The following is a 23,712-nucleotide window of genomic DNA, read 5'->3' as shown; positions in this document are numbered from 1 at the left end:
TATTTTTTCTAACCTATGGTGCCTGGCAGCCTCTTAAAAGAGGTGCTTATCCTTCTATCCTGCTGCATTCTTCTTGTTCTTCTATATATTTCTTTATCATATCTTCATTCACTTGCCCAATTGTCTCCGCATAGTATCCTCTTGCCCAGAAATGTCTTCCATATTTGTCCCTGTATTCCGGATGTCTGTCAAATATCATAAGCGCGCTCTTACCTTTTAGCTTTGACATTACATCCGATATGCTCATTTTGGGTGGTATTGATACATAAAGATGTACATGGTTCGGGCATATCCCGCCCTTTATCAGATGGATCCCTGTAATTTTACATACGGTGGATATAATTTCTCCCACTTCTTTTCCAATCTTCCCATACATTACTTTCCTTCGGTATTTTGGAATAAAAACTATATGGTACGTGCAATTATACTTCGTATGTGCTAAAATCTGATTATCCATTATGGATACCTCCTGTTTATCATAGATTAGGTTGCCCAGACCCAAATCTATGATAACATGGAGGTTTTATTTTTGATACTTTAGGTAACGCTACTGCTTACTCCGTTCACCCCAGCTCTGCTGGGGGCTTAATGGATTTTCAGTTACTATTTTATAATGCCCCCCGCTTTTTGTCTCGACTTTTTTTGCTGTTTTCCGATTCTTTAGGGAAACGCTGATTTTATCAGCGCTTCCAGATAATTTTCCCTTTGTATAAATAGGAAAGCGCCTCGTCACTGTAACGGCTCCCGCCGCATGCCTCGCAGGCGGTCGTCACCGGGTCCATGAAGACCAGCTCGGTGGTGACAGCCCCCGTCCTTTGCAGACCGGGCAGGCGCCTTTGCTGTTAAAGGAAAACAGGGCGGCGCTCTCGTCGTTTTCTTTGGCCATCTGTTTCCGGATATCATCGAAAAATCCCAGGAATGTGGCCGGGGTGGAACGCCCGGCAGCTGTCACCGTGGACTGGTCCGCCAGGATGACCTGTTCCGGATACTGCCCGGCAAACACGTCCCGGATCAGAGAGCTTTTCCCGGAACCGGCCACACCGGTCACCGCAGTCAGCACATGCAGGGGGATATCGACGGAAACCTGTTTCAGATTGTGCAGGCTGGCATGTTTGACAGGCAGGAACCCTTTGGGTTTCCTTGGCTCCGCCTTAAAGGGTATCTGCATCTCCATGGCCTTCCCGGTTAATGTGCCGGAGCCAAGGAGCCCCTGATAGCTGCCCTGATAAAGAAAAAACCGGATCAGCCAACTGATATATGGCTGATCCGCCTGATAACATTAAAATATTTTACATCATTGTATCATCCCTGAGAACTTCTGCCAAACTGATTTTGCGCACATTCCGCCACGCAAGATAATATGCCAGCGCTACACAGCCCAAAATAGCCAACATGAACAGGGAAATGGGGAGCCATGGTGCTTCTGCCATAAATACCTCCACTTCAAGATAGCTGGCCTTCAGCATATACGCCACTGCAATCATTACAAGGGGAAGGCTGATTAAAACCGGTCTGCCGGCTATCACCAGTGCTTCCGTGCAGAACATTTTCCTAAGTTCCTTCGGCGTCATTCCAACCGACATATATCTTGCAAATTCCCTTTTTCTCTGACGGACAAAGCCCAGCGTGTTGGAAAATACATTACCGATGCCGATAATCGCAAGCAGGATACAAAAGCCTCCAAATATCGCCATCATTCCCTGTATCTGCTTATTGTTTGTTTCATATTCCTGAATGCGGTTTTCAGATTCTATAGTATATTTCCCGCTGAGGATCTGGCCAAGTTCATCCTGAAGCATATTCAGTTCTTCCAATGACGCATTTTCTTTCCCCTGGATGCGGATATAACTGTCTTCCTCCGCGCCTCCTATCTGTCCCCCGATCTCCATCCATAAAGATACCGGAATAAAATGCACCAGTTCGTAATAATTAAGCGTTGCGTATTCCTCCCGTAAAACAGGGACTTTTTCGGTATAAGCCAGGACTGGTATCTCGGCTGTCACCTGTTCATTCCCTGACTGTCTCAAGATACTTGCAGCGTCTTCCCCTGCGCCCGGCTCTTTTATATAAGGCATAAAATCCGGATGCCTGAAATCCGGATTTGTCACATCCCGGATCTGATTTAAGATCACTGCCCCATGAAGCTGCGGCGTAATCTCAATCTGTTCACAATAAGCCAGAAAGCTGTTATCGTCCAGTATGATGACCGGCGCATCCACCAGCCAGCCGCCATCCACCTGTGTTGCATAATTACTGGGCGCATTGGAAAATCCGCCGAAGGATTTCATCTCTTCGCCCATTTCTTCCTCTGTAATGACCCGCTTCGCCATCGCCTTCTGATATATAACAGCGCTTTCCAGTCCGTCAATCCCCTGAATACGTTCTGTTTCTTCAAAAGCATCCGCATCCGTGTCTTTCACAGTAACCATCACATCCCATACTCCCTGATACCGTTCAAAATAGGTCTCCCTTGTGCTGATCCCGGAAAGGGCAAAAAAGCACTGCATCACAGTAAACGCCATAAACGCAGAGATAAAGGATAAAGATGACGTCCGCAGGGCTTTTCTCTGCGCCTTTAACGCATTGCCGGCCAGCTCCCCTTCCACTCCGAACAGCAGCGAAAGGAAATGAGAATTTTTCCGGCGCTTTAACTGCAGTTCGCCGGTATTTCTGATTGCCTGAAGCGGTGTCAGCTTACTTAATTTTCTGGCCGGCAGCCATGCGGAAATCCATATGGTGAGTGCGCTCACAATCAATGTCAATACCAGTACCAGCGGGTGATAGCCAAAAACCGATTTATGCCGTCCCGGAATGTCGCTTCCCAGCAGGACATTTACCATCTGCAAAAGTCCCATACTGCCTGCAATACCTGACAGATTTCCCAAAATAAGCGGTATTGCGCTGAGCGCAGCCGCTTCCTGTAAAAGGCATGTCCTGATCTGCTTTGGCGTGGCCCCGATACTGGAAAAAATACCAAACTGATGAATCCGTGCGTTCATGGATACCGCAAAGGAATTGTGGATGATCACAATCAGTGAGAATGAGGCCGCAAGCGTGATCAAGATAAATATCGGAAACAGAAGCCTCGGAGCCGTGTCACTGGAATCCCTGATCAGGTACATTGCCAGGAGTTCATAATGATAAACGATTTTTTCCGGCGCAGCCCCTATCTGCTGTGCGATATGGGGCGTGTCTGAAAAAACGGAACCCATATCACCAAAGTAAATATCCAATACTGTTTCTGCACTGTCAGATTCTTTTTCATTTACCACGGCATCTTTCACATGTGCAAAATTTTTTACGGTTTCCATGTCCTTTTCTGTAAATTCCCCGGAAATCCGGCTGTGCCAGCCGCCTTCCTCCTGTTCAATCCGTTCCACCTCGTATTTCCATGCATTATAAAACAACCCGCACAACAGGGATAAGAGCAAAGCGGAAATAAATGCAGCGATCATGACGGACTGGCTGGAGGAACGGTTATTTTTTATATAACCCGCTGAATAATCTTTCCACATATCCATTACCTCCTCCGTTCATCACTGATAATGCAGCCGTCTTCCACCGTTATAATACGCTCTGCTTCCAAGGCAACCTTTTCATCATGGGTGATCAGTAAAATGGTCTGCTCCAGATTGCGGTTAGAAAGTTTCAGCATGTCGATAATCTCTTTGGAATTTTTCTGATCCAGGTTCCCGGTAGGCTCGTCTGCCAGAAGCAGGGCCGGACGGTAGATCAGGGAACGGGCAATCGCTACCCTCTGCTGCTGGCCGCCGGATAACTGGTTCGGCAAAGCGTCAAGCCTGTCCGCAATACCAAGGGAATTTACTATCTTCTCAAAATATTCCTGATTAGGCTTTTTCTTATCCAGGGCAAGAGGCATGAGGATATTCTTCCGCACTGTCAGTGTTGGGATAAGGTTATAAAACTGATATACAAGCCCCACTTTCCTGCGCCTAAAAATTGCCGCCTCTGTCCGGTTCAGTTTGGAAAGATCGGTTCCATCTATCATAACCTTCCCCTCTGTGGGCTTATCCACGCTGCCGAGAATGTGCAGCAGGGTTGATTTTCCTGAACCGGATGCCCCGATAATTGCCACAAATTCCCCCTTGCTGACGGACAGCTCGATCCCGTTAAGGGCTGTCACCTGATTTCCACCGGATCCATATACCTTCTTTACTCCCTCACATTTCAAAATTTCCATTTTTGGTTTTCTCCTTTCATCTGCCCCATGGGCTTTTACAATAATCAGTTTAGCAAATGAAAGTTACAACTCAGTGACTGTAAAAGCGGATTTCAAAAAGAGCACCGCCTTCCGGTTTATTTTTTGCCCGTATGGTTCCATTCTGGCGTTCAATCATCTCCTTTGACAGAGCTAACCCGATTCCGATACCGCCCTCACATGCGTTTTCCCCCCGGTAAAACCGCTCAAAGAGATGGGGAATGTCCTCTTTTGCAAATCCTTCCCCATCGTCCCAGATCAGGATTTCTGTATAGAGTGGATTCTGCGCATAGGAACAGTGAACCGTTCCACCAGGACTGTGCTCCATACAGTTTTTCATCAGATTCATCACCGCCTCCATGGTCCAGTCCAGATCTGCAGTCACCAGCATTTCCCCCTGCTCCGGTATATCAACGGCAGCGCGGGAACTCACAAACAACTCCTGCAGGTTATCCGCCGCAAGGACAAGAAGCGTAAAGACATCTACCTCATCCCTCTGTAAACGTAAGGTTCCGGCATCAATCCTGGAAAGGAGCAGCAGCGCATCTTCAAGATGTGTCAGCCGTAAAAGCTGTTTCTCTATCTGTTCCAGATGTTTATGATCCATGTTCTGTTTCATCATCTGGACAGAAAGGGAAATGGCCGTGATTGGCGTTTTGAGCTGGTGGGCAATATTGGACAGGTTTTCAGCAAAATCGTTCTTTGCCTGTATTGCCTTGTCCTTCGTCTGATAAAGAAATGTCACTGTCTTATAGATCTCGTCTTCCAGTTTTGAAAAATCATCCTCCCCCGAAGCGGATAAAATGGCAGCCCTGCCGGTATTTACCTGTTCCAGATACTCCGCCAGATTCCGGATCCGTATAGCTTCCCTTTTATTCCGATACAGAAAGGTAACGATAAACAGCAGGATTCCTGTCAGAAAACCTGCTGCGACAAACAAAATATTCTGCCGGGATGTGGCGCCTGAAAAATCAGAGATGCGGTATCCCAATGCAGACAGCACATCTTCCTCCGCCACACCGTCAGGATTTCCTCCCGTATATTCCTTTAATGCCGCAGAAATGATAATTTTTGTCTCCGGTTCCTCTTCCACCACTTCGCCGCAGATTACATTCAGCAGTTCAAACTGGAGCCGGCTGTAATGGTAAGAAGCAAGCAGGACAGAAACTGCCGCAGCAGCCAGGCTGGTGGACAGAACAAATCCAAAAGTGACCAGTATATTTTTCCGTCCGCTCATAGGGTATCCTCCATACGGTAGCCTACGCTTCTGACGGTTTTCAGGCACTCCGGCTGATGAAGCCTGTCTCTCAAGCGTTTCATGGTAACTGTTAATGTATTATTGTTCACATAATTTCCGTTTGCATCCCATACCTGTTCCAGTATCCTTTCCCTGGTAACTGTCTTTCCCTTATTCTGCATCAGACACAAAAGAAGCTGATACTCTGCCTCGCTTAACGGTATTTCCTCCAAATCACAGGAAACCGTGTGACGGTTTAAGTCCATCCGGATCCGGTCACAGGAAAGATATTGTTCTGCCACGTTACCGGTTCTGCGGAGTAATGCCAGAATCCGCGAATACAGCACTTCCAGTTCAAAAGGCTTCACTATATAATCATCCGCACCATACCCAAAGCCTGAAACAATATCCGCGCAGTCTCCCCGGACAGTCAGAAAAATAATGGGCAGCTCTTTCCAGTTCCTGCGGATCCACCGGCACAAACTGTCCCCATGTCCATCCGGCATGTTCCAGTCCAGCAAAACAAGGGTCGGGACATGCTCCTTTAACGCCTGCCCTGCCTGCGCAAGCGTTTCACAGACCGTTACCTTAAAATTCTTCTGTTCCAGATATTCTTTTACAATCCATGCAACACCCGGATCATCCTCAATATAATACAGATCAACCATGTCACTCCCCAGTCCTTTCTTCTTTACCTTTTTCAATGACATCACCTGCAGTAAAGCGGCTCATTGGCCCAGGAAGTCCGCCCTTGCAGGCAGGCGGACTTCCTGTAACTTATATTTTACCAGATAAAAGTGACAATTGAATGACTGATTGATCTCCTGCCGCCACAAAAGCCGACAATCCCTGATTTTTTCAACATGAGGCCGCGATGGAGGACAGACTTCCAAAGAGGAACCCCACCACCACTTTCTGCAAAATGTACTGGCTGGGCGTCACAGGCAGGATCTCGTTGACAAAGGCCACTCCATCCTCCTTTTCGGAGATGATGTTCACGGCGTTGAACGTACAGCCCATGAACATAGCCGCAATCAGTACAGCAGGGATAAAGATGCCCTCCAAAAGATAGGAGATCAGATGGCGTTTCTGCGGTTCATCCAGGATGGAGACTGCCTGGCGCTGGAAACGGGTACGGAACCATGCAGTCAGTTCTGGCAGACGCCGTCCACCCAGTTTCCGTACTTTTCACTCCCGTCCGCATAATACATCGTGCCCACGCCGTTCTGTTTGTCCTCTCTCCACTCCCCCTCATACCGGTCTCCGTTCAGATAATACATAACGCCATACCCGCACTTTACATTGTCTCTGTACTCGCCAAAGTAACAATTCCCGTCTCTTCCGCTCCAGACGCCTTTGCCGTTTCTCTGCCCGTTTTCCCACTCTCCGCTGTACACAGAATCCCAGCAGTGCATGACGCCGGTTCCGCTTTGCTTCCTCTCCACATATTCTCCTGTGTAAAAACCTCCCCCTGTATAATACCCCGCGCCTTGTCCTGTCAGATTATTATTTTTCCATTCGCCGGCATACCAGTCTCCTGACGGAAAATAGCAGGCGCCGCTTCCTTCCCGCTGCCCGTTTTGTACGCTGCCCACATAAATGCCTCCGTCATTGTAAAACCTTGTCCCGCTTCCGGTCGGCCCGCCGTTTTGAAATTCGCCGATATACATGGAATTATTTTTATAAACCAAAATTCCATTGCCGGATAAAAGGCCGTCCTTTTGCGTTCCTGTCAGACTGCTTCCGTCAGCATCCTCCCATGTCCGGACATTTTCGTCGGCAAATATTCCCACGGGTCCGTCAGACGTTTCGAGCATCTCCCCATCCTTCCAGACTCCTGATTCGCACCTCCCGTCTTTATAATAAAGCGTCCCCCGTTTCATATCCCCTTCCCACACGCCTGTAAAATACCAGCGCTTCGCCCCGTCATCAGGGGCGTACCACATTATTCCTGTCCCCTGGTAATCGTTATCTTTCCACTCTCCCTCATAGCGGGCTCCGCTTGAAAAATAAAATGTCCCTGTCCCATTTCTTTTCCCATTGGAAAATTCGCCCTGGTACCAATTATCGTATTCTTTATAATAAAAGACGCCTTTCCCTTCCATGTACCCGTTCTTCCATTCTCCGTCATAGCGGTCGCCGTTGCCGTAATAACAGATTCCGTTCCCGTCCCTTTTGCCGTTTTTAAAATCGCCAAGATACGTGTCATTGCCGCCTACTGAGCGGCCATACCCCTCGATCAGGCCATTCACCTCATTTCCGGTAAACCCGGTTCCATCGGCGGAATTCCATGTATGCAGATTATCAATCATTTTTACAACCAATTCGTCATTGCGCCAGATTCCCGTCAGGACAGAGCCGTCCCGACAGGTCATCGTCCCTTTTCCGTTCAGCGCGCCGTCCGCCCACTTTGCTTCCAGTTTATCGCCGTTTTTCCAGTAGTAGACGCCGTCTCCATCCGGTCTGTCAGCTCTGAATTCTCCCTCATATCTGCCGCCTTCCGCATAGGACAGGATCCCTGCGCCATCCTTTAAACCGCTCTTCCAGTCGCCGACATACTCAGAGCCGTCTGTGTAATTGCAGGTTCCCTTGCCGTTTGGCTGGCCATTTTCTGTTTCTCCGACGTAACGATCGCCGTTCTCATAATAAATGACCGAATCCGTCTCTTCACCGGAAGGCGCCTGCGATGATCCCTCTGTTGGGGCGGGCGGAAACCGGGTCGGATCATCTCCCGTCGGGCCGGGATCCGGAGGCTGGGTACTCAGAAACGACACCGCGCTTGCCACGCAAAACACGGTCAGCATGACAGCGGCGATGCGCACATCCGCTTTACGGAGCATTCCCTGTGCAGCGCCATCCGTCTCTGAACCTGCAGGGCCGCCCTTTTTCCCGGCCTTATGTTCTTTTCTCTTTGACATATAATTCAGTATTAGCCCGGAAATCACAGACGCCAAAACAGGGAATATCAGGTTATCTAAAACATTATTCATCAATATCTCCCCCTCATCTGACTGTTTTTTTCATTATAGACGAAAAATCAGCAAAAGATAAGGCGATATAACGCCATGCGCGCCGTGTGCCGCCGCTGCCGTGTGCGATAAGCAAACCGCTTAAGCCGTACAGTCAGCGCTGCAAGTGCGCAGACCTGTCCGCACAGTCACAAAATACGGGCATCTCCACCACCCGCGTCGCGATCCTCTCCTGAAAGCGGATATCGTGATCCACCAGTATCATGGTCGGGCTGTACGCAAGCAGCAGCTCTTCAATCTGCATTCTGGAAAAAACATCGATATAATTGAGCGGTTCGTCCCAGATATACAGGTGGGCGGGCGTCATCAGGCTGGCCGCTATCAGGACCTTTTTCTTCTGTCCCTCGGAAAAGTTCTCCATAGGTTTGGAAAACTGCGCGCGATCCATATCGAGCTGGCGCAATAGCGCGCAGAACAGGCTTTCGTCCAGCCCGCGTTCGCTGCTAAACTGCCTGACGCTGCCTCTCAGAAATCCCGTATCCTGACTGACATACGAAACCGTAAGCCCTGAGCCTGCCTGGATCTCCCCGGCTGCGATCACAAGGCCCCCGGACGGGGCTGTAAGCCCTCCGGATGCGGCCGCGGACTGCCCGGATGAAGTCTCCGTTCCATTTTCAGCGGGCGCATGCACGGCCTCCAGAATCGCGCGGATCCATGTCGATTTCCCGCAGCCGTTTTTCCCGTGCAGGAATACGCGTTCTCCCTGATTCAGCTCAAACGAAAAGTCCTTTAGAACAGCCGACCCGGCCGCCTGCCCCTCGTAGCCAATCGTCATATTTCTGGCATAGATCAGCCGTTCCTTGTGGTACGCGAGCGGCCTTAGCTGCAGCGAAACCGGCTCTTCGATGTCTTCCAGCAGGCCCTCCTTTGCCTCAATCTCCCGCTCCATCCGCCTTTCATACTGCTTTACCCGTTTCTGCATCTTCTTGGCCTTTGCGCCGAACCAGGGCCTGAACGGCCGGTCGGGCTCTTTTACCGGGTCATAGCCGATCTTCCTGTCCTCGCTTTTCTGCGCCCACTGTCTGCTCCTGTCCGCCGACTTTTTTAAGGACGCAATCTCCCTGGCATGCTTTTCGTTTTCCATCCTGGCAAAATGATCGCGGCGGTTTTTATTCTCCTGCCAGCTTGAAAAATTCCCGCTCTGCACCTCAATCGAGCGGCGGTTGAGCACAAGCGCGTGATCAATGCAGGCGTCCAGCAGATCCCGGTCATGGGACACGAGGATAAAGCCCTTTTTACTGTTCAGATACTGCTTGACCGTCTCCCGCGAATCCTGATCCAGGTGGTTGGTCGGTTCGTCAATCAGCAGGAAATCCTGATCCCCTGAAAATAAGACGGCCAGCAGCGCCTTTGTCCTCTCTCCGTGGCTTAAGGTCTTAAACGGGCGGTACAGCAGATCCGCCTGGGCCGAAAGCTTTGAAAGCTCGCATATCACCCGCCACTCCTCGCACCCCGGCTTTAATTCCTCTGCAAAATCCGAAACGCAGCGGCCCTCCATCTCCTCTGAAATCCGGTACGGGAAATAGTCAAACCCACGCGGGGCAGAGATCGTTCCCTTATATGCATGTTTTCCAAGAAGCAGTTGTAAAAATGTCGTCTTCCCTCTGCCGTTTCTGCCGATAAACCCAAGCTTCCAGTTCGTGTCAATGGAAAACGATACGTCCTCGAAAATATTGTCAAAGCTTCCCTCATAGCAAAATGTGAGGTTTGCAACCTGTATCTGTGCCATATACATCCCTCCAGTCTCAATATCCGCGGCGGCTTACGTTAAAGAACTGCCGTTAAGCCGGAGCGCGTAAAAACCGGTGGCTGCCAAAAGGGCGCAGGTGTTTCATCCCCACATTTTCTGTGCGCACTATATCTGCACACAAAAAAGAGAGGGAGGGACGAGAACCCAACCCACTTTTGACGCCACAAACAACAGCGGCAAATGCCCGCTGCAAGCTGTCATGCATCAAAAGTAAGTTATTTTCTCATCCTTTCACCTCTCTTCGTTTTTTCTGTGTATCAGCATATCACAAATGGATTTTGGAATCAAGTGTTTTTTATTATGCAGGGTTTATTTGAAGGATCCCATTGCAAGGTTCCATATCCATCCCCCGCTTCCGGCAGCACTCCGCCGGTGAATTACCGGTCCCTCATTAACGCGCAGCCCCAGACCTCTCCGGCCGCCCCCGGTGCAGCGCCAAAAGCCCGCCTCCGTACAGCGCGCTCAAGATCCCCGCCTGAATCATTACATACAAAAATTCCGTCGGCAGGGCGCCCTGAAGCCCTTCCAGATACGGCTCCAGCCTGCGCAGGATCCCGATGGCAACTGCCAGACACAGGGCCGGCTTCATCAGCATAGAGCCCAGGTTCAGCCGCACCGGGACCGCGCCGGACAGGGTGTGGATATGCAGGAATGCCAGTACCAGCTCGCTGAGCAAAAGTCCGCCCAGGTATGCGTAGATCCCGTACGACGGAATCCAGAACACGACCGAGGACAGGGTGATCAGCATGGAAATGGCGGTATGTAAGAATACGCTCGACGTTTTTCCCAGCCCGTTTAAGATACTGCCCATGGTGGTGGACAGATACATAAAGGGGCACAGCCAGGCCAGAACCGTGATAAAGGATCCGGCCTCCTCATTGCGGTACACGGTCTGCCCCAGCGCGTCGCCAAACAGGGTAAAGACGCCGATGCAGAGGATCCCCATATACAGGCTGTAGCGCAGCGCCATGGCGATCGTCCGCTGAATCCGGCCCTGGTTCCCCAATGCCTGCGCCTCTGACACGGTCGGGAGGAGAATGACAGCCAGCGAATTCGTGATCGCAGAGGGAAACAGGATAAAGGGCAGCGCCATTCCGGTCAGAACCCCGTAAAGGCTTAAGGACTCCGAATTGCCAAGGCCAAAGGCCATGAGCTTATTGGGCACAAATATCGCTTCCAGGCTCTGTAAGCAGTTTAAAATCAGGCGGTTTCCCATCAGGGGAAGCGCCATGGCCATCAACGGGCCTGCAATCGAAAAAAAGGACGGCCTGTGGATCGCCTTTTTCCCCATTCTCTCTTCCTGCAACGCCTCGTCTTCTTCTCCGTCCCCGCTCTCTTCACTTCTTTTTTTCTTTCCGCCAGTCGAAATGCTGTAAAACAGGAAGCTGAAAACCGCTGACCCGGCCTCCCCGATCAGCATCCCCCACACAGCCAGGGATACGGAAATCGGGCGCTTATTGACCGCCGCCACATGCGCAATCAAAAAAACGGCCCCAATCCGGATCAACTGCTCGATCAACTGGGAAAAGGCGGGAACCGCTGTCTTTTTCAGCCCGTAGTAATACCCGCAGATGCAGGCATGGATCGCGGAAAATGGTATCGAGAGCGCCATGACCGGGAGAAGCGGCGCGCAGCGCGGCTCTAAGAGAACATATCGGGCCAGAGGCTCTGCCGCGGCGTATATGGCGCCCATAAGGCTGAGCGAAAGACAGAGTGAAATCGCAAGCCCTGTCCGGAATGCGCTTCTCCCCTTTTTCACGTCAGCAGAGGCCATGCGGGAAATGGAGGTCTGAATCGGCCCGCAGCAGATGGCAAATGCGATTCCGTGAATGGGGAAAATCATCTGGTAGATGCCAAGCCCCTCGGCCCCAATTGTCCGGGATAAAAAAATACGGTAAAAAAAGCCAAGAATCCGGCTAACGAATCCGGCCGCTGTGAGGAGGAGCGTGCCGGCAAGCAGGGGATTTCGTTTCATAGATACTCCGTCATGGATCTTTCAAATCATTATATTCGACAAAGGCCATGCGGTATGCATCATTCTCCGCATAAAAGCGGTTCCTGCGTAATCATTTCTTAAGTATTTTACATGGGAAATGAAAGTAGCTTTGCCTCCCCCTTTGTGTTATACTTTCTCCAAAGGAGGAGATTACCATGTTGGAAACCGTCGTACTTCTGGCCTTTGTGGGCGCGCTGGCGATCTGTGTCGCTTCCGGCGCTTCGGTGCTCTATGCGCTGGCGGCCGGATACCTGATCTTCTGCGCCTACGGACTTAAAAAGGGCCATTCGGCCCGCTCGCTTTTGTCCATGTCCCTCGCCGGCATACGCACCGTGAAGAATATCCTGATGATTTTCGGCCTGATCGGGCTCATCACCGCCCTGTGGCGGGGCGCCGGAACGATTCCTGTGATCGTATGCTACAGCGCCCGGCTCGTGTATCCGCCGGCTTTTCTGGTCATCGCATTTCTTCTCAATTGTATGGTGTCCATATTGACCGGAACTTCCTTCGGGACGGCGGCCACCATGGGGGTGGTGACCATGGCCATGGCAAAGGCTCTGAATATCGGGTCGTTTTGGGTGGGCGGCGCGATCCTGTCCGGCGTCTATTTCGGCGACCGCTGTTCCCCTGTCTCCTCGAGCGCCAATCTCATCTGCGAGCTGACAGGAACCGACATTTTTCGCAACATAAGGGAAATGGTAAAGACCTCCGTCATACCGTTTCTCATCACCTGTGCGATCTATTACGCGGCCGGCCGGTCCATGGCCGCCGGGGGCGCACAGATGGATGTGGAGAGTCTCTTTTCACAGAGCTTTCGTCTCCACTTTATCGCTGTGCTCCCGGCCCTGGCCATCCTCGTCCTGTCCGCTTTGAAGGTAAAGGTCAAACGGACCATGCTGGTGAGCGTCATCCTGGCCTTCTTTCTGTGCATCTTTTTGCAGGGCCTTACCATCGCGGAAATTGCCCGCATGATGATTTTCGGCTATAAGGCCCAGGATCCCGCCCTGGCGGCCATGATGGACGGCGGCGGCCTCCTTTCCATGGTCAAGGTGGCGATGATTGTGAGTCTTTCGTCCTGCTATGCGGGGATCTTTGACGGAACCGGCCTTTTACAGCCCCTGAAAAAGAAGATCGAAGCGCTCAGCCGCCGGATCACCTCCTTTGGGGCCACGCTCGCGGTCAGCGCGATCACCTCCATGGTGGCCTGCAACCAGACGCTGGCCGTGATGCTCACCCACCAACTCTGCCATGACAATGAGCCGGATCCGCAGACGTTTGCCATAGACCTTGAAAACTCTGCCATCACCCTGGCGCCCCTTGTGCCGTGGTCCATCGCAGGGGCCGTGCCCCTCGCCGCCGTGGGCGCCCCGTCCGCCAGCATAGCGGCCGCCTGCTACTTATACCTGCTGCCTGCCTGGACGCTTCTTGCAAAGCAGGCAGCCAAACATACGCATCGTAAAAGGAGGGCAATATGAAAAAAATCACATTCCGGCGCGCCGCCCTGGCGGCTCTCTGCACAGGCGCGATACTCTTTACCGGCTGCGGGGGAGGCGGATCAAAATCCGCGCAGGACGCTGTCAGCGGCGGCCCCGGCGAACCCATGTACGCCGAAGCAGCCGCCGCCCCGGCTTTCGCGCCCGCAGGCGGGGCCTTTTATGAAAACGGGTCTGACAGCAATTATTCTGAAGGATATGACGATGCGGCGTACGAGATGGAGGCCGCCCCCATCCCGGAGCAGGAGTATCAGGAATACGACGCGCCGGCAGCGGCTGCCATGTCAAAACGCAAGCTGATACGCACCGTAGATATCGTTATGGAAACCGATGATTTTGACAGTCTTCTGACCCGTATCAAGGACCGCATCGGGGAACTGGGCGGCTATGTGGAGGAGTCAAGCGTCACAGGGCGCGAAGCGCGCCTCAGCGAATCCGTCCCGCGAAACGCCCGCATGACCGCGCGGATTCCGTCCGATCGGCTCGACACCTTTTTATCCACGGTGGAAGAGCAGGCCAATATCCTCCGGCGCTCGGAGAACACCCAGGATGTGACGCTGCAGTACAGCGACATGGAGAGCAAAAAGAAGTCCCTGACCATCGAGCAGGAACGCATCTGGGAGCTCCTTGAAAAGGCCGACAGCCTGGACGCGGTGATTATGCTGGAGGATCACCTCTCTGAAATCCGTTATGAACTGGAGTCCATGGAATCCAAGCTCCGCCTCATTGACAACCATGTGGATTACAGCACCGTTACCCTGGAGATCGAGGAAGTAACGATTTTCACTCCCACGGCCCCGGAGAGCGTCGGACAGCAGATCAGCAGCGCTTTTTCACACAGCCTGAGAAACATGTCGGATTTCTGTGTGGGCTTATTTATCCTGATCGTTGGCACAACCCCTGTCTGGGTTCCGATCCTTCTCCTTGCCGCCGCGCTGTGGTTCTTTGCCAGGAGGCGGAGGCAAAAACGCGAAAACGGCGCGGTTTCACCGGACGGGACAAATGATCCGTCTGACGGGATAAAAAAATCAGAGGGCGGAAGGTTTCGTTTCCTGAATAAAAAAGAGAAGAAGTGAGAGGGCCTGTTTGTCGTGAGAGGGCCGCCAGAGTCAGATTCTAAATCCAACGGAACCCCGCTCCCGCTCGGAGAAAAGCGCAGCGGACGCTAAGCCCTTTAAAGAACTCGCTAAGCGCCGGCGGTTTTCTACGGGTTCCCTATGGATTTAGAATCGGACTCTGGCTACATACTGTGTAGCCAATTTATATTTGTTTTTGCATATGTTTACCCAAATACTGCACAACATTCGGCAAAGACAACTGCTTTCATCATGACCACATCATAACCATTTTGGTCATGATAGGGTTATGAACTCCATTATGAATAATATTTTTGATTTTTACTTTTGGGCTTATCCGGCAATGTCATCTTTAATTTTCCCTCTTTTACTAATGTAATTAAATACTTTCTTCTAAAGCTCGTCCGACTATCAAATTTCTGTGTCAGCGGAATGTGCCATATGTGCCAGGCTGAATGCTTAAAAAGCAGTCACGGCCAAAGCCGGCTGAAAGGAGGGAAAGCAGTGCCTTCGGACATCAGACTCTGCCTGATATCATAACACAAGATTAACCATATAAAAAGTAACTGTTGGTCGTATGGATGGGATTCAGGATGAGGGGAGTTCCTCTTAGATGTCCTTACCATCCATACCCATAAAAAGAATAAGTTCATAAGCGATATTTCTTGCTTACAAACTTATTATACGAGGTGGGAGGAGTTGGAGAAGGAAGGGAGGGAGAAGAAGAGGATCTTGAAAGTGTATTCTCTCAAGATCCTCGTTTTGGTTCATTTTTATTGACTTTTTGTTACCCCATCAGCAAAAATTATCTTCTGCGGGGAGGAAAAACTTGTTCTGCAAAAACAATACTTCTCACTCGAACTCATTTCTGCCAGTAAATAGTTGTATCTGCCGTGATCGGACTCGGATTTTTAAAATCATAATCCCAGCTTCCGGACGATGACGGATTCAGCCATGGTTCCGTTGCGCACTGGCCTTCTTTGACCTGCTGAGTACCAAAGGTGTTTCCGTTGTACTTAAAGGTCACCGTATATTCTGCTGACTCCGTTGGAGCCTCGGTTGGCGCCTGCGTCGGCCTCTGCCACAATGAACCGCCGGAGCTTCCGGAACCGGAACCGCCGGATCCGCCGGAACTGCTGTGCCTGTGGCTTATTCCCCTCCTCTCATTGCCGGAAGCCGACGTCTCTGTCTCTGACGGCGCAGCCGTTGTTTCCCCTGCCTGCTCCTCCAGGCTCTCTGCCGCCCCTGTCGTCTCAGGCAGGCTTTCTTCCCCTCTCCCGGGCCGGGATTCTCTTTGCGTCTCCCTGACCGGAGACCCTTCAGGCTCGTTCCTGTCCGCTGCCTCCGTCTGATTTGCGCTGTCCGCGGGCCCGCTGCTCTCCGGTTCCCGGTTTTCCCTGTCCCCGTCCGAAGCCTGAGACTCGCCTGCGGCGTCTTTTCCATCGTTGTCAGCCTTGTCACCCGCGCCTTCCTTTTCCAGGATATATTCCGCCAGCTCCTCCCTGGTAATCCCTCCCACAGAGCTTCCCTGATCCATCATTTCCCGGATCAAATAAAGAGTGCTCAGAGGAAGCGTCTCATAATCAATTTCCCGGCTCTCTCCCAGATACTCTGTCAGATCCGCATTGCTGTGGATAATCACCTCGTGTCCGCTGCCGGTCACCGCCTCCTCATCCATGGTCCCGTCAGGGTAAATGAGCCTGGACGCCACTTCTCCGTTAAAGACCGATACCCTGGTGCACATTTCCCCATTTTCATCATAATAAATCTCCACGCGGAAAATCGTTCCCCTGACGGCCATGACCGAGTTCGGCGTGGTAACCTCATACATGGAGCCAGCGCTTAAGGGATTCTGAATTTCATTGATTATCGCGCCTTTTGTCAGATGAATGGATGTCCTGGAGTCCTCCCTGCCGCCTGCCGCTTCGATGGAAAGGGCGGAATTTTCCTCCACCATCACATATTTGTCATCATCCAGGCGCAGGCGGGTAAAGCTCTCCTCCCCCACGGTCAGCTCATCGCCTGATTCCAGATGGAGATTTTCGACCCCGTTCAGCATCCCCGTCCCCTGCCGCTCTATCTTTGCAGTTCCCTCTATCTCATAAAGCAGAATGGAACGATAGGAGTTCTTTGGCTTTAACATATGATTCACGGCCGCCGCCGCTCCCGCAATCACCGCCGTCCCCATGACTGCGGCGGCGGCCTTCACCAATATGGTTTTCTGTATCATGCTCGCTCCTTCTTATTTCTGTTTACGAAATACAAATGTTTTTTTCTGAGCCGCATAGACTGTAACCCCTCCATGATATACCGTAGGATCGCCGTCCACTTTCCACTTTCCGGAAGGCAATTCTATCGCTTCTCCCTCCTCCGGGGAAATCGAAGCGTTATCGGTAACCGAAATCGTTGTCTCTCCCTCGCTCTCATCCGGCGCTGAAGTGTCTGTCTCTATAGCCTCCGTACTGCTTTCCTCTGTACTGCTTTCTTCCGTACTGCTTCCTTCTGTACTGCTTTCTTCCGTACTGCTTCCTTCTGTACTGCTTTCTTCCGTACTGCTTTCCTCTGTCCAGTCAGACTCACTTTCTCCGCTTTCTCCCGCCGTTATCTCCAAAGCCTCGGAATCAGAAGCCTTCCGGCCCCCGGGCGCTGACAGAGCTTCCAGCGCCGCTCCCTCCTGCTTTGCAAAATCCTCTGCGGTAACCGGAACGGCATAAACCGCCAGGGCCACAACAGCCCACAGAGCGCAAAGCCACTTCCACCTTCCTTTCACCACAAACTCCTCCTTTTAAGTTGGAATATACTCTCAGTTCCTTCACCCGTCCTTGTGAGGGGACTGGCGCAGGCTACGTTATCTGTTGTTTTTTTATTATAGCTTACCGAATATACAGCCAGTGTCAGCTTCCAAATCCATAAGGAACCCGTAGAAAACCGCCGGCGCTTAGCGAGGTCTTTTCGAGCTGTACAGACCTGCGTATACAGCGGTGAATTTCACGGTTCGATCTTTGTGTCAGAGCAAGGCGGAGGAAGGAGGCGATGCCGGCGGCATCGTTGACTGACTCCAACATGGCTGTGGCGCAAAGAGCGGGCCGTGAAATTTATCGTTGTATACGCAGGGCTGTACTGGCGTCCGCTGCGCTTTTCTCCAAGCGGGAGCGGGGTTCCGTTGGATTTGGAAGCTGACACTGGCGTCCCCTCTCACGACAAACACCGCCCCGCAATCGTCCGCTATCTTACCGCCTCACTTCATCCACCTGATAGACAAACACGCCCTTATGCTTTCCCTTCAGCGGAATCTCGCCGATGGGCGTCGCTTCCACCCGGTCTTTCACCGCCTCATAGACCGCCTCGCTGATCAAAATCTGCCCGCGCTTTGCGTTGCTCTCCAGCCTCGCCGCCGTGTTCACCGTGTCGCCGATGGCTGTATAGTCCATGCGGAATTCACAGCCGATATTGCCCACAACGGCTTCCCCGCAGTTGACGCCGATCCCGAACGCCACGCTCTTCCCAAAGCGCTTCTCAAACTTCTCGGCAATGGCGTCCGATCCGGCCTTCATGTCCCACGCCGCGCAGACTGCCTTAAAAATATAGTCATCCAGCGCAAAGGGGGCGTTAAAGACCGCCATGGTGGCGTCCCCCACAAACTTATCGAGCGTTCCCTCATTGTCAAAGATTGATTTCGTCGTCAGGCTTAAGTATTCGTTGAGAATTTCCACCACTTCCTCGGGCTTTAAGCTCTCGGACATGGTGGTAAATCCCCTGATATCCACAAACAGCACGGCAATATGCCGGTTTTCTCCTCCCAGCACCAGCTCAAAGTCCGTGTCCTTGCTGATCTTTTCCACAATCTGGGGCGCCACATACTGTTTGAACACGCTGACCACCCGCCGCCTGCGCAAAATCTCTGTCAGATATCCTTCCACCATGCGTTCCAGGTAGATGAGGATCAGGATTACGGGGATGAAAATCACCGGAACCACGGTTCCCCGGCCGTAGAGCGCCCTGGTAAACACAAGGCAGCCAATCACAGCCGCAGCCAGGATCCCGGCCGCGGGGCCCAGCTTTATTTTTCTTAAGCAAACAAAAAACAGGGCGCATACCAGTCCCGCCGCCAGCCCGTACAGCACGGGCGAAACGGGGAGCTGCGTCTTTCCCTTTAACAGCGCCTCGATAATATTGGCATGGATCTCCACGCCGTACATCTGGCTGTTGTGGGATACGGCCGGCGTGTAGGAATCCTGCATCCCCACCGCATACGCGCCTACCAGCACAATGGCATTGCCAAACAGCCTGGCGTCCACTGTCCCGTCCAGCACATCCTTTAGGGATACCACATTATAGCCCCCGGATTTTCCGGAGTAAGAAAAATAAAACCGGTTGTTTCTCCCGTACGTCTTCGGAAATACCGCTTCCTTCCCCTGGCTTTCCTGAAAATTTCTGTAAACCTGCCCGGCAAGGCTGTAGGTTCTCTCTCCCTCATTGTCCAGCCAAGCCATGGCCTGGCGCACGTAGCCGTCCCGGTCCACGGTCGTGTTGGCAAAGCCCAGGGCCGCGCTGTCCCTCAATTCGTCATAGGGAGCGATGACATAATCCACATGGTAAGGATTGTAAACGATCGTTCCTGCTTCGTCTTTCTCGGGCGTCTCTTTAAAAGAAAAGCTCAGGGCTGACACCACGTTTCCCGCCTCCTTACAGGCCCGGGCAAAACGGGCGTCCCCTTCCTCATCTCCCTTTTCACTGTAGATCACATCAAATCCAATCACAGCCGGCCGCGCCCCTTTATCCGCATTCAGGATTTCCACGAGCCGCGCCGGAATGTCCCTGCTCCAGGAAGCAACAGGGCCGTACTCCTCAAGCGTCCTGTCGTCAATTCCTATAATATAGATGTTCTTGTCAGTGACCGATTCCTTCTGGTTCAGCCAGTCCGACGCTTTGATATCCCACATCCCCGCCGCTCCCAGGCCGCATACCAGGGCTGACAGCAGGAAAACCGCCGCTGATACGGCCAGGATCCGGATTCTGCTTCCCGGGGTATTCTCTTTCATCCCGCCTCGCCTCCGTCCCCATCTCTCTTAAATGATTCCAGAAAGAGGCAGGCCCCCTCCCTGGCAAACACGGTGTCCACGTTCCGGGACTTCCCAAAGCTTACCGCCTCCTGTTCCATGGCGCGAAGCTGCCCGTCCGTCCTGCCCCAGTCATGATGGCTGATCACCAGCCTGCCCGCCCGGCATTCTCCCGCCATGCGGATCCCCTGCTGCCAGTAGCTGTGGCCGAATCCCCTGTAAGAAGGATATTCTTCCTCCCCGTAGGGGGAATCAAACACGAGAAGGCTGCAGTTTTTGGCAAACTCCCGGTACCTGTTCCAGAAATCCGTCCCCGGCCCGCCCAGCTCGCAGTCCAGCCCGTATACCACGGACTGCCCTTCCCTCTCCAGGCGGAACAGCACGCAGCCGTCCGGGTGGCTGGATTTCATGACCCTGACTCTCGCGCCCCGCGGCAGCTCCCACACATCCCCGTCCATGGTGTCGTGCCAGGTAATGCGGGCCGGAACCTGGTCAATCGAAACCGGCCAGTACGGATGGCCCATCATGGTCCGCAATTTCTTCCTGAACGCGCCCTTTTCCTCCCCGGGCCCGTAAAAATGCAGCCTGGCCCCGTTCCAGAAGAGGCAGGGAAATAAGGGGATTCCCACGATATGGTCCAGGTGCAGATGGCCGATGAAGATGTGGATCGGCTGATCCCGTCTCCTCGTTCCAAGATTCGCCTCTTCACCGAGACGCTTTCCCAGCGCCATAAGCCCTGTGCCCCCGTCAAAGACGGCCATCTGCTCCTCCCACTCCGCGGACATGCAGCTCGTGTTGCCGCCGTAGCTCATGCGGTCGGAAAACGGGGCGGCCATAGAACCTCTGGTTCCCCAGAATGTTATCTGCAATCCGTCTCCCATGTTGTTTTCTCTCCCTCCAAACGCGTGTTCTTATCATTTCCCGCGCAGACGCCCTCCCCGGGCCGCGCCACGTAAACTACCGTGATGTCATCCGACTGATCCGCGCCCCGGGCAAATCGTTCCACTTCATCGTACAGATGTTCGATAAAAATCTCCGGCTCCATGGCCTCCGCCATATGGCGGTTTAATGCCTCCTCCATGCCCTCATCCGAAAACATTTCCCCATCGATGTCAAAGGCTTCCGTCACACCGTCCGTATAGAGGCACAGGCAGTCCCCGGGCATAAAGTCCGCCGCCTGTTCGCGGTACGCCATTTTCTCCATCACCCCCAGGACAAAATCCACCTTGCAGTCCATCATCCGGAACGGGGCGCCGTTCCTGCTGATAAACGGCTTGTTATGCCCTGCGTTCACATACGTCAGGCGGTTGGTCCTGGTATCCAGGACGCAGAGGAAGGCCGTGACAAAGAGCTCCTCTTCGTTGTCCTCATTTAAGCGGTTGTTGACCAGCTCCGCCACTTCCGCCACAGGCATGTCAAGCATCATATAATTCTTGATGTGGGTCTTGGCAAGCGTCATAAACAGCGCCGCGGGAACTCCTTTTCCCGACACATCCGCCACCAGGAAGCACAGGCGATCCGCGTCAATGAGAAAGACGTCGTAAAAGTCGCCGCCCACCCCCTTGGCAGGTTTCATGCGGGCCGTGATCTTCATATGGGGAAGCTCACAGAACCGCCCAAAGGATTTTGGCAGAAATCCGGTCTGAATCCGGGAGGCAATCTCAATCTCCGATTTAAGCCGCTCCCGTTCCGTCACCATCATGGTGGTCTTGGTGTAAAGGAGCTCCAGGAGCGCTCCGTACACCTTTGGGTTGGCGTTTGCTATCTCAAGAAACAGCGTCCTGGAAATATTGGCGCAGGCCGCCTCCGTCGCCGCCCGCACCGTGGCTTTTCTTACCCCGTCCTTGATCAGGGCCAGCTCCCCCACCACGTCCCCTGTCGTCAGTTCATTGATCAGGGCTCCGTTTCCCGCCAGCACATGCGCGCTGCCCTCCAGGATAATATACATCCCATCCTCCGGGGCCGCTCCTTCGGACACAATGTCCTGGCCCTTTGCAAAGTGTTTCAGCTCCATGGCCTCCAGAAGCATCCTGGAGCCTTCCGGCATCCCGCCGTCCTCCTGAACCTGAAAAAAGTCTTTTATAATCTTTAGCTGTTTCCACTCACTGTCCATCATCCATTTCCTTCCCTAACCGGTCTAATATAGAATCTCCCGACTCCGCTGCCGGATGTGTAGAGCACCTGGCAGTCGCCTACTCTCACCCACTGCTCGCGGCCGATCCCCCAGATATTTTCTTCCTCCCAGGTGCTGTAAAGAGCGTTCGCCAGCAGCTCCGGCGCTGACGACATCTGATAAACCATAGCCCGGAAAATCTCATAATTCCACGTCGCCGCCTGCGATCCGGCCCGCTCTCCGTCCAGGGCCGCCCGGATATCCAGGCGGTACCTGCCCTGCCCCGGCTCCCTGTAAAGCCCCAGAAGCACCGTCTCCGTAACCGACGCACCGGAGCCGGAGGTACCCCGTCCGGACGCCGTATCCCGTTTCGCCGTCCCTGTCTGCTCCTGCGTCTCCCGCCTCACAAACTCCACCGCGTTATCCCCTATGCGGAGGCTCCTTTTTCCCGAAAACCGCTGGCTCACCCTGGACTTTACCCCTGCCAGGGCGTCCTTCCCGATCCATTCCGTTACCGGATCCGGAACCGTGAAAGACGCCGTAAAGTCCGTATCCAGAATCGTCTCCTTCCTCTCGTACCACGCCCCGTCCGCGCCCACATAATACCCGTCCGGCGTGACCGTATCCCTCAGGATGCCGCCTTCCGGAGTCTGGAAATACGATCTTCCCTCTCTCTCCACCCAGCCCACGGCCGCGCTCCCGTCCTCCAGGTAATAATGCCACCCGTCTTCTTTAAGCGCCCATCCCGGCTCCTCCCCCAGGGAGGGGAAGGAAGCCGTAAGGCTTATCACTGCCACAGCCAGCGCCATGTGCCTGCCATTCCTTTTCATGCTCCCTGCCTTTCCTCCGTCCGGCGCGCCGGGAGGGCTGTAAAAGGCGCCCTCCCACAGCCTTCTCCCGGCCCGGCCGTCACGGCCCCAACTGCGGCCCCTGCTTCTTAGGCAGAACCCGGTCTTTGCCGATCGTCATCTTAGGCTCCCGCCTCAATGCCTGCCGCCTTTCCTTTCCCTCCAGCTCCTTAAAGCTTAAGGCCACTTTGGGTCCTTCTTTCCTTTTTGTTTTCAGGCTGTTTACCGCTCGATTGACCAGCGCGTTTTTATGCTTTACACTCAACGCGGACTTTGCCCCTACAGACTTTTCCATTCTGTCAAGGGCGTCCACGTAGCGCTGGTCTTTGTGATCCTTTACCTGCTCCGGCTTATTGGCCTTTAAATCCCATTTATCCGGCTCAACGATCACCATGTCTTTTTCTATATGGTCTTTGATAAGATTGACTCTCTGCATCATCACGTCAATCTGCTTCTGGGAAATCAGATCCCCTACGGCATATTCCAGCGTATCCCGGTCAAGGCCCTTCACCTTCTCCGCCAGTCCCGCATCAATAAACGTTGTATCTTTCCAGGACTGCACGCCCTTCATATTAAACTCTTCCACCTCGTCTCCAAAGGCAAGATCGCTGTCAATCCCCTGAAGCCCTGTTATGGCGCGCTTCCCATTCTCATCCGGCTCGCTTAGCTGGTAAAACATGTTGTTCCCGTGCCGGTCAACCTGGCCGCAGAGGAAGTCAAACACCTCCAGAGTCGATGAATCCCGGTAAAGCCCCGCTGTTTCAAATTTCTCGACCTGATCGAACATCCGCTGCACCCGTTCACTTTTGGAGCCCAAATCCGTTCCCTTTGCAAATTCCATAAAGCATCCGGTCATTACTTTTCCGCCCATTTTGACTTTCATGGGCTCTG

General features: G+C 52.9%; 20 protein-coding genes. 2 read left to right on the top strand and 18 right to left on the bottom strand.

Going from position 1 to position 23,712, the window contains the following annotated elements; genetic code table 11:
* Nucleotides 1-46: 46 nt before the first annotated feature.
* The 10 genes from tnpA to NFS31_RS19830 all read right to left on the bottom strand — a co-directional run bounded on the left by tnpA (nt 47) and on the right by NFS31_RS19830 (nt 12,210).
* Nucleotides 47-457 carry an IS200/IS605 family transposase gene (gene tnpA / locus NFS31_RS19875; RefSeq protein ID WP_251499022.1) on the bottom strand — a complete coding sequence of 137 codons (411 nt, stop codon included), beginning with the start codon at nt 455-457 and terminating at the stop codon, nt 47-49.
* 312 nt (nt 458-769) lie between these two features.
* Entirely contained in the window at nt 770-1,168 is a 399-nt protein-coding gene (locus NFS31_RS19870; RefSeq protein WP_251499021.1) for a hypothetical protein, read from the bottom strand.
* Between the two features lie 121 nt (nt 1,169-1,289).
* Nucleotides 1,290-3,515, bottom strand: a complete 2,226-nt coding sequence (locus NFS31_RS19865; RefSeq protein WP_251499019.1) for an ABC transporter permease — start codon at nt 3,513-3,515, stop codon at nt 1,290-1,292.
* Nucleotides 3,516-3,520: 5 nt separating this feature from the next.
* Complete coding sequence (locus NFS31_RS19860; RefSeq protein WP_251499017.1) at nt 3,521-4,201, bottom strand: ABC transporter ATP-binding protein; 681 nt, start codon at nt 4,199-4,201, stop codon at nt 3,521-3,523.
* A gap of 70 nt (nt 4,202-4,271) precedes the next feature.
* Nucleotides 4,272-5,456 carry a sensor histidine kinase gene (locus NFS31_RS19855; protein ID WP_251499015.1) on the bottom strand — a complete coding sequence of 395 codons (1,185 nt, stop codon included), beginning with the start codon at nt 5,454-5,456 and terminating at the stop codon, nt 4,272-4,274.
* Nucleotides 5,453-6,124, bottom strand: a complete 672-nt coding sequence (locus NFS31_RS19850) for a response regulator transcription factor (RefSeq protein WP_251499049.1) — start codon at nt 6,122-6,124, stop codon at nt 5,453-5,455. Before NFS31_RS19850 ends, NFS31_RS19855 begins: the two co-directional genes overlap by 4 nt.
* Nucleotides 6,125-6,314: 190 nt before the next feature.
* Nucleotides 6,315-6,476 carry a hypothetical protein gene (locus tag NFS31_RS19845; RefSeq protein ID WP_331482777.1) on the bottom strand — a complete coding sequence of 54 codons (162 nt, stop codon included), beginning with the start codon at nt 6,474-6,476 and terminating at the stop codon, nt 6,315-6,317.
* A 128-nt stretch (nt 6,477-6,604) separates the two neighbouring features.
* Nucleotides 6,605-8,446 (bottom strand): MORN repeat-containing protein, encoded by a 1,842-nt coding sequence (locus NFS31_RS19840; protein ID WP_251499013.1) that lies wholly within the window; start codon nt 8,444-8,446, stop codon nt 6,605-6,607.
* Nucleotides 8,447-8,579: 133 nt separating this feature from the next.
* Nucleotides 8,580-10,214 (bottom strand): ATP-binding cassette domain-containing protein, encoded by a 1,635-nt coding sequence (locus NFS31_RS19835; RefSeq protein WP_251499011.1) that lies wholly within the window; start codon nt 10,212-10,214, stop codon nt 8,580-8,582.
* A gap of 412 nt (nt 10,215-10,626) precedes the next feature.
* Nucleotides 10,627-12,210, bottom strand: coding sequence for a putative polysaccharide biosynthesis protein (locus NFS31_RS19830; protein ID WP_251499009.1), 1,584 nt, complete (start codon nt 12,208-12,210; stop codon nt 10,627-10,629).
* Between the two features lie 176 nt (nt 12,211-12,386).
* Here NFS31_RS19830 and NFS31_RS19825 point away from each other — a divergent pair, with 176 nt between their 5' ends.
* Entirely contained in the window at nt 12,387-13,706 is a 1,320-nt protein-coding gene (locus NFS31_RS19825) for a Na+/H+ antiporter NhaC family protein (RefSeq protein WP_251499007.1), read from the top strand.
* Entirely contained in the window at nt 13,703-14,800 is a 1,098-nt protein-coding gene (locus NFS31_RS19820; protein ID WP_251499005.1) for a DUF4349 domain-containing protein, read from the top strand. The genes NFS31_RS19825 and NFS31_RS19820 overlap by 4 nt, the downstream gene beginning before the upstream one ends.
* Before the next feature lie 299 nt (nt 14,801-15,099).
* On the opposite strand, the gene NFS31_RS27955 is transcribed toward NFS31_RS19820, so the two are convergent.
* From NFS31_RS27955 to NFS31_RS19785, 8 genes are all read right to left on the bottom strand, one after another.
* Nucleotides 15,100-15,228, bottom strand: coding sequence for a Fic family protein (locus NFS31_RS27955; RefSeq protein WP_334303116.1), 129 nt, complete (start codon nt 15,226-15,228; stop codon nt 15,100-15,102).
* 434 nt (nt 15,229-15,662) lie between these two features.
* On the bottom strand, nt 15,663-17,030 hold the full coding sequence (locus NFS31_RS19815; protein ID WP_160305131.1) for a FecR domain-containing protein: 1,368 nt from the start codon (nt 17,028-17,030) through the stop codon (nt 15,663-15,665).
* Nucleotides 17,031-17,042: 12 nt separating this feature from the next.
* Nucleotides 17,043-17,570: a hypothetical protein gene (locus tag NFS31_RS19810; RefSeq protein ID WP_251499003.1), complete on the bottom strand. Its 528-nt coding sequence runs from the start codon at nt 17,568-17,570 to the stop codon at nt 17,043-17,045.
* A gap of 460 nt (nt 17,571-18,030) precedes the next feature.
* Nucleotides 18,031-19,842, bottom strand: coding sequence for a CHASE2 domain-containing protein (locus NFS31_RS19805; protein WP_160228219.1), 1,812 nt, complete (start codon nt 19,840-19,842; stop codon nt 18,031-18,033).
* Entirely contained in the window at nt 19,839-20,741 is a 903-nt protein-coding gene (locus NFS31_RS19800; RefSeq protein WP_251499000.1) for an MBL fold metallo-hydrolase, read from the bottom strand. Before NFS31_RS19800 ends, NFS31_RS19805 begins: the two co-directional genes overlap by 4 nt.
* Complete coding sequence (locus NFS31_RS19795) at nt 20,720-21,976, bottom strand: PP2C family protein-serine/threonine phosphatase (protein WP_251498997.1); 1,257 nt, start codon at nt 21,974-21,976, stop codon at nt 20,720-20,722. Before NFS31_RS19795 ends, NFS31_RS19800 begins: the two co-directional genes overlap by 22 nt.
* Nucleotides 21,973-22,803 carry a hypothetical protein gene (locus NFS31_RS19790; RefSeq protein WP_160228222.1) on the bottom strand — a complete coding sequence of 277 codons (831 nt, stop codon included), beginning with the start codon at nt 22,801-22,803 and terminating at the stop codon, nt 21,973-21,975. The genes NFS31_RS19795 and NFS31_RS19790 overlap by 4 nt, the downstream gene beginning before the upstream one ends.
* Nucleotides 22,804-22,882: 79 nt before the next feature.
* Nucleotides 22,883-23,712 (bottom strand): hypothetical protein (locus NFS31_RS19785; RefSeq protein ID WP_251498994.1); only part of this gene is annotated, 830 nt, incomplete at its 5' end.

The sequence above is a fragment of the Otoolea muris genome (assembly GCF_943193115.1).
Taxonomy (GTDB): domain Bacteria; phylum Bacillota; class Clostridia; order Lachnospirales; family Lachnospiraceae; genus Otoolea; species Otoolea muris.
Note: the sequence above shows the minus strand (reverse complement) of the source record. Positions and strands in the feature narration are given on the sequence as shown.

Coding starts and splice junctions, on each gene's coding strand:
- NFS31_RS19835 (WP_251499011.1), bottom strand. CDS start 10,214: ATGGCACAGATACAGGTTGCAAACCTCACATTTTGCTATGAGGGAAGC.
- NFS31_RS19795 (WP_251498997.1), bottom strand. CDS start 21,976: ATGATGGACAGTGAGTGGAAACAGCTAAAGATTATAAAAGACTTTTTT.
- NFS31_RS19855 (WP_251499015.1), bottom strand. CDS start 5,456: ATGAGCGGACGGAAAAATATACTGGTCACTTTTGGATTTGTTCTGTCC.
- NFS31_RS19815 (WP_160305131.1), bottom strand. CDS start 17,030: ATGATACAGAAAACCATATTGGTGAAGGCCGCCGCCGCAGTCATGGGG.
- NFS31_RS19865 (WP_251499019.1), bottom strand. CDS start 3,515: ATGTGGAAAGATTATTCAGCGGGTTATATAAAAAATAACCGTTCCTCC.
- NFS31_RS19845 (WP_331482777.1), bottom strand. CDS start 6,476: ATGGGCTGTACGTTCAACGCCGTGAACATCATCTCCGAAAAGGAGGAT.
- NFS31_RS19850 (WP_251499049.1), bottom strand. CDS start 6,124: ATGGTTGATCTGTATTATATTGAGGATGATCCGGGTGTTGCATGGATT.
- NFS31_RS19860 (WP_251499017.1), bottom strand. CDS start 4,201: ATGGAAATTTTGAAATGTGAGGGAGTAAAGAAGGTATATGGATCCGGT.
- NFS31_RS19800 (WP_251499000.1), bottom strand. CDS start 20,741: ATGGGAGACGGATTGCAGATAACATTCTGGGGAACCAGAGGTTCTATG.
- NFS31_RS19790 (WP_160228222.1), bottom strand. CDS start 22,803: ATGAAAAGGAATGGCAGGCACATGGCGCTGGCTGTGGCAGTGATAAGC.
- tnpA (WP_251499022.1), bottom strand. CDS start 457: ATGGATAATCAGATTTTAGCACATACGAAGTATAATTGCACGTACCAT.
- NFS31_RS19830 (WP_251499009.1), bottom strand. CDS start 12,210: ATGAAACGAAATCCCCTGCTTGCCGGCACGCTCCTCCTCACAGCGGCC.
- NFS31_RS19820 (WP_251499005.1), top strand. CDS start 13,703: ATGAAAAAAATCACATTCCGGCGCGCCGCCCTGGCGGCTCTCTGCACA.
- NFS31_RS19825 (WP_251499007.1), top strand. CDS start 12,387: ATGTTGGAAACCGTCGTACTTCTGGCCTTTGTGGGCGCGCTGGCGATC.
- NFS31_RS19840 (WP_251499013.1), bottom strand. CDS start 8,446: ATGAATAATGTTTTAGATAACCTGATATTCCCTGTTTTGGCGTCTGTG.
- NFS31_RS19805 (WP_160228219.1), bottom strand. CDS start 19,842: ATGAAAGAGAATACCCCGGGAAGCAGAATCCGGATCCTGGCCGTATCA.
- NFS31_RS19870 (WP_251499021.1), bottom strand. CDS start 1,168: ATGCAGATACCCTTTAAGGCGGAGCCAAGGAAACCCAAAGGGTTCCTG.